Origin of the sequence: Mycobacterium sp., from assembly GCF_035603715.1 — a bacterium.
In the GTDB taxonomy this organism is placed as follows: Bacteria; Actinomycetota; Actinomycetes; order Mycobacteriales; family Mycobacteriaceae; genus Mycobacterium.
Map to the genome: position 1 here is coordinate 1 of NZ_DATNJW010000166.1, position 3049 is coordinate 3049.

Annotated in this window: 3 protein-coding genes; 2 read left to right on the plus strand and 1 reads right to left on the minus strand. The window is 64.9% G+C overall.

Going from position 1 to position 3049, the window contains the following annotated elements; all coding sequences use genetic code 11:
• Positions 1 to 1983 (minus strand): pyruvate dehydrogenase (acetyl-transferring), homodimeric type (gene aceE, locus VN856_RS07400; protein ID WP_325687617.1); only part of this gene is annotated, 1983 nt, incomplete at its 3' end.
• Positions 1984 to 2168: 185 nt separating this feature from the next.
• Between aceE and VN856_RS07405 the strand changes: the two genes are divergently transcribed.
• On the plus strand, positions 2169 to 2741 hold the full coding sequence (locus VN856_RS07405) for a hypothetical protein (RefSeq protein ID WP_325687619.1): 573 nt from the start codon (positions 2169 to 2171) through the stop codon (positions 2739 to 2741).
• A 99-nt stretch (positions 2742 to 2840) separates the two neighbouring features.
• Positions 2841 to 3049, plus strand: a 209-nt coding sequence (locus VN856_RS07410) for a DUF3052 family protein (protein WP_325687621.1), incomplete at its 3' end; no start/stop codon positions are given.

The following is a 3049-nucleotide window of genomic DNA, read 5'->3' on the forward strand; positions in this document are numbered from 1 at the left end:
CGTGGCGCCGAGCAGAAAGCCCCGCGACATCTGATCGGCGGCGGCCCACAGGCCATCGCCGGTGCGCTGGAAGCCGAACATCGAATAGAAGATGTAGATCGGGATCATCGGCTCGTTGTGAGTCGAATACGAGGTGCCCGCCGCGGTGAACGAGGCGACCGATCCGGCTTCGTTGATGCCCTCGTGCAGGATCTGGCCGATCTCGCTTTCCTTGTAGGCCAGCATGAGGTCGGCGTCCACAGCGGTGTAGAGCTGGCCGTTGCGGTTGTAGATCTTCAGCGACGGGAACCACGAGTCCATCCCGAACGTGCGTGCCTCATCAGGGATGATCGGGACGATCCGCGGGCCGATTTCCTTGTCGCGCAACAGTTCTTTGAACGTACGTACCGTGGCCATGGTGGTGGCCACTTCCTGGTGGCCAGAGCCCTTTTTCAGCGCTCCGTAGGCCTCGCGTCCGGGCAACCGCAGCGTCTTGGTTTTGGTGCGCCGCTCGGGTACGAAGCCGCCCAGTGCGTGTCGCCGCTCCAGCAGGTAGCGAATCTCGGGGGCTTCCGGGCCGGGGTGGTAGTACGGGGGTAGGTAGGGGTCCTGCTCGATTTGGGCGTCGCTGATCGGGATCCGGATGGCGTCGCGGAAGTCCTTGAGGTCTTGCAGCGCAAGCTTTTTCATCTGATGCGTCGCGTTGCGGCCCTGGAAATGCGCGCCCAGCGAATAGCCCTTGATGGTCTTGGCCAGGATCACCGTCGGCTGACCGTGGTGATCGACGGCGGCCCGGTAGGCGGCATAAACCTTGCGGTAATCGTGACCACCTCGCTTGAGGTTCCAGATCTCGGCGTCGGTCATCTGCTCCACCAGTGCCTTGGTGCGCGGATCGCGGCCGAAGAAGTGATCCCGCACGTAGGCACCGTCGTTGGCCTTGTAGGTCTGGTAGTCGCCGTCGGGCGTGGTGTTCATCAGGTTCACCAGCGCGCCGTCGCGATCGGCGTGCAGCAGTGCATCCCACTCGCGGCCCCACACGACCTTGATCACGTTCCAGCCCGCACCCCGGAAGAACGACTCCAACTCCTGGATGATCTTGCCGTTGCCGCGCACCGGGCCGTCGAGACGCTGCAGATTGCAGTTGACGACGAAGGTCAGGTTGTCCAGGCCCTCCAGCGCGGCGACGTGGGCCAGGCCACGGCTTTCCGGCTCGTCCATCTCGCCGTCACCGAGAAACGCCCACACGTGCTGATCGGAGGTGTCCTTGATGCCGCGATCGTGCAGGTAGTGATTGAACCGGGCTTGATAGATCGCGTTCATCGGGCCCAGCCCCATCGACACCGTGGGGAACTCCCAGAAGTCGGGCATCAGCCGCGGGTGCGGGTAGGACGGCAGCCCGCCGCCGGGATGGCTGTGTTCCTGCCGGAAACCGTCGAGTTGGTCGGTGGACAGCCGGCCCTCCAGAAACGCCCGTGCGTAAATGCCGGGGGAGGCGTGGCCCTGAATGAATACCTGGTCGCCACCGCCGGGATGCGATTTGCCGCGGAAGAAATGGTTGAAGCCGACCTCATAGAGGGCCGCCGACGATGCATAGGTCGAAATATGACCGCCCACACCGACTCCCGGGCGCTGGGCCCGGTGCACCATGATGGCGGCGTTCCATCTGATCCAGGCCCGGTAGCGGCGTTCGACGTCCTCGTCGCCGGGGAACCAGGGCTCCATCTCGGTCGGGATGGTGTTGACGTAGTCGGTCGATGTCAGCGACGGCAGGGCCACCCGCTGCTCGCCGGCCCGCTCCAGCAACCGCAGCATCAGATAACGCGCCCGCGACGGCCCCGAGCGCTCCAGCAGCTCATCGAAGGACTCCAGCCACTCGGCGGTTTCCTCCGGGTCGATGTCCGGCAGATACGACGCAACACCTTCACGAATCACCCGCACACGGTCGGGTTCACTTGTGCCGGTTGGATTCTTCGCCAGATCATGGCGGACGAATTCGGTGGTCAACGCACTACTCCTTATGTGACGGCTGGTCGGCTTGTGGCTGATCGAGCCGTCGCGGATTGACGTCTTTGGTTGTGGTCGGTGCTGTGACCCTTGTCGGGGTTGCTCCTATCGTGCCGCACCGGGTGTCACCCCGCGTAGTCCCTATGGAGGGTTGCCACGGTCGCTACCCGGTAACGTCTTAACCTGTGCGGATCGGATCGATTGGATGGCCCGGCTGGGGCGGTGCTGCGCGGGCGGCGGGCTGCGTCGCCGCCGTCCTGATCGCCGTCGTCGGGTGCACGACCGTCACCGACGGCACGCCGGGCGCCGACATGGCGATCGCTCCGGCTTATCGCGCCTCGGTCTCCGCGTCGGTGTCGGCCTCGATCGCTACCTCGAGCGTCAGGGAGTCGCGGCGTCAGCAGCAGCTGACCACCCAGGCCGTCGTCAAGGTGTGCGAGTCGTTCGTCACCAGCAGCAAAGAGGCCGTCGACCGGGTGAACGACTTCGTCGCCGCCTACAACCGGGGCGGCGACACCTCGGCTGCCGAGCAGCCCGCGATCGACGCGCTCACGCACAGCGCCGACGCGGTCGAAGGCGACAGCAACGGCCCGCTGTCGCAGCAATTGCGGGAAGCCCTGAACGCCTACAACGACGCCGCCCGCGGCGTGGCGAACGCGATTCGCGCGCATTCCGGCATCGACCAGTTCAATCAGCGGGTCAATCTGCTCAACGACGCCAAGGGCGAAGCCGTCAAGCGTTGTCGGGCGTCCCTTTGAGTCGGCGGATGTGCAACGCTACGGGCTGTGCGACGATAAATTGCATCGCAGGGCGTGTTTCACGCTGGAATGGCTTGGAACTGACAAGGAGGTCGCACGGTGGTCGCGGCGGATGACGCCCCGGGTTATGCCGGCAAACTGGGCATCCAAAGAGGGCAGGTTGTCCAAGAGTGGGGTTGGGACGAGGACACCGACGACGATATCCGCGCCGACGCGGAGGATGCGTGCGGTGGCGAGTTGCTCGACGAAGACACCGATGAGGTGGTCGACATCGTCTTGCTGTGGTGGCGCGACGGCGACGGCGACCT